Source organism: Frankia sp. CcCS3 (assembly GCF_977927575.1).
In genome coordinates this window covers 1-2,983 of sequence record NZ_CDWRCL010000343.1, presented here as the reverse complement: position 1 = coordinate 2,983, position 2,983 = coordinate 1, and the positions used below count along the sequence as shown (strand labels likewise).

Annotated in this window: 1 protein-coding gene; it reads right to left on the bottom strand. The window is 75.8% G+C overall.

Going from position 1 to position 2,983, the window contains the following annotated elements; genetic code table 11:
* On the bottom strand, window positions 1–2,983 hold a 2,983-nt coding region (locus AC08OQ_RS18935; protein ID WP_476612285.1), incomplete at both ends, for a non-ribosomal peptide synthetase.

The window sequence follows — 2,983 nt, the reverse complement described above, 5'->3', positions numbered from 1 at the left end:
GGCCGGGTGACCGGGAGGGCGGGGCGGCCCGAGCCGCGCACGAAGACGGCGTCGAGCCGGCCGGGGTCGCCGGGTCGCGGCGCGAGGGCCGCCTCGTAGCCCAGGGCATCGGCCAGCGCGTATACGTCGTGGGGGTCGACGGCGGCCGCCTCGCCGGTCTCAGCGCAAAGCCCAGCCTCAGTGCAAAGCCCGGCCGCGGCGAGTTCGGCGGCGATCCGGGCGTCCGGGATCGCGGTCAGACGGACCCGCTCCGGCAGGCGGCCCCGGAGCAGCGCGCCGAGTGCCTCCACGCTGTCCACGTCGACGTCCCAGGCCAGAACGTCCCAGGCCGGGGTGAGCGGCTCCACCGCCCGGGCGCCGTCGACCGGGGCGGGTCGGCGCAGCACCACGTCGTAGCGGTGCCGGGTCAGCTCGTCGCGGTGGCGCCCCCGCTTGACCCGGACCGACACCTCGAGATCGGCCTGGGCCGCCAGGTCCAGGAAGAACGCCGGCGAGACCACCAGCTCCTTCTCCAGCAGGAGGCGCCGGTCGACGGCGGCCGCGAGCCGAGCCGGGTCGGGCCCGGGCCGCGGGCCGGGGCGGGCCAGCTCGACCGCGCTGTGGAAGGCGCGCAACCGGCCCAGGTCCCGGACGTCGCCGACGAACAGCGAGCCGCCCGGGGCCAGCAGGTCGAGCGCGCCCCGCAGCACCGAGGCCAGGTAGCCGGCGCTCGGGAAGTACTGGATCACCGAGTTGACGACGACCGTGTCGAAGAAGCCGGTGGGCAGCCCCTCGGTCAGGTGGGCCGCTTGGTGGCGCAGCTCGACCCGCCCGAAGCGGTCCGGGTCGGTGGCCAGCTCGGCCCGCAGCTTCGCGATGACGGGGGCGGCGAAGTCCGTGCCCCAGTACGCCTTGCACTCGGGCGCGAGCGGGCCGAGCAGCAGGCCGGTGCCGACGCCGATCTCCAGCACCCGCCGGGGCGCGAGTGCCCGGATGCGGTCGAGGGTGGCCGCCCGCCACTCCCGCATGTGCTCGAGCGAGATCGGCTGCCCGTCGTAGCTGGAATCCCAGCCGGCGAAGTCCTCGACGAGCGCGGCGGTCGGGATCCGCTCGTACTCGTCGCTGTAGATCTGACGCCACTCGCCGACCTGGTCGGCCTCGATCGCGGCCGCCTCGGCGGGCGAGGGCTCGGCCGGCACGACGTAGGCGACGAGGCGCTTCGCGCCCGGCGTCGCCGGGTCGGCCGCCGCGATCACGGCGGACTGGCTGACCGCCTCGTGGCCGTCGAGGGCGGCGGTGACCTCGCCGAGCTCGATCCGGTGGCCGCGGATCTTCACCTGGTCGTCGGTGCGGCCGAGGAAGTCGAGGTTGCCGTCGGGGCGGCGGGCCACCAGATCGCCGGTGCGGTACATCCGCCCGCCCGGCCGGACCGGGTCGGCCACGAAGCGGGCCGCGGTCAGGCCGGGCTGGTCGAGGTAGCCCCGAGCCAGGCCGTCGCCAGCTATGTACAGCTCGCCGGCGACGCCGTCCGGGGCCGGGCGCAGCCAGCGGTCGAGCACGTAGACGGAGGTGTTGCGGATCGGCCGCCCGACGGTCGGCGTCGGGCTGTCGGCCGTCGCGGCCCCGAGGGTGTTGATCGTGTACTCGGTCGGCCCGTACAGGTTGTAGCCGGCCGTCCCGTCGGTGGTCCGCAGCCGGGTCCAGACGGAGTCGGGCACGGCTTCCCCGCCCAGCATGACCAGGGCCGGCCGGTGCCCGTCCGCGGGGTCGCCGCCGGTGGCCGGCCCGGCCTCGCTGGCCGAGCCGGTCCGCTCCAGCAGGCCGGCTTCGAACAGGTGGGCCGCGTAGGTCGGGGCGACGTTGACGACGTCGATCCGGTGGCGGTCGCAGTAGGCGACCAGCCCCTCGGCGTCCCGGCGCAGGTTCTCGTCACAGATGTGCACCTCGTGGCCCTCGACGAGCCAGAGCAGCTCCTCCCACGACATGTCGAAGGCGAAGGAGACGGTGTGCGCGATCCGCAGGCGCCGCCCGCCGGCCGCCGCCACCGTCGGGGTGAAGATCTCGTCCCGGTGGTTGAGCCACATATTCGTCAGCCCGCGGTAGGGCGTGACGACGCCCTTGGGCCGGCCGGTCGAACCGGACGTGTAGATGACGTAGGCCGGGTGGTCGAGCCGGTCCGCGCGGTCGCGGGCGAAGGCGCCGAGCTCCGCGCCCGTCAGCGGGCCGGCCGGGGTGGCGGCCAGCTCGGCGGCGACGGCCCGCTCGTCCAACGCGAGCCAGCTCGGGCCGCCAGACGCGCCGGCGGCGTCCGACGGGCTGGGGGCGTCCGGGCCGCCGGCCAGGTAGCGGCCGGTGGCCCGGGTCGTGACCAGCAGCGCGGCTCGCCCGTCGGCCACCATCTCCATCAGGCGCGCCGGCGGATGGTCCAGCTCGAGCGGCAGGTAGGCGGCGCCGGTGCGCAGGACGGCGAACAGGGCGACAACCATGTCGACCGTCCGGCCGAGCCCGAGCGCCACCACCGTCTCCGGGCCGGCGCCGTGCGCGATCAGTAGCCGCGCCAGCCGGTTCACCCGCTCGTCCAGGTCGCGGTAGGTCAGCCGCTGCTCGCCGCGGACCAGCGCGACCGCCTCGCCGGTCCGCGCGGCCCGCGCGGCGAGCAGGTCGGCGACGGTGTCCGTGCCGATCGGCAGCGCCGGGGCCGAGACCTGGTCCAGCCGGGCCCGCTCGGCCGGCAGCAGCGGGTCGAGGGAGCCCACCGGCGCGTCGAGGTGACCGGCCAGCGAGCCGACCATGGCCAGGAGACGGGCGAACAGCGCCTCGGCCCGCTCCGCCGCGACCACGTCCGCCCGGTATTCCAGCCGCGCGGTGATCCGGGCCCCGGGGAACAGCACGAACGTCAGCGGGTAGTGGGTGTGGTCGAGGCTGCTGCCGCCGATGATCCCGTGGCGGGCGCTGGTCGCCTCGTTCGCCACCTCGTCGATGAAGTTCTGCAGGACGTAGAGCG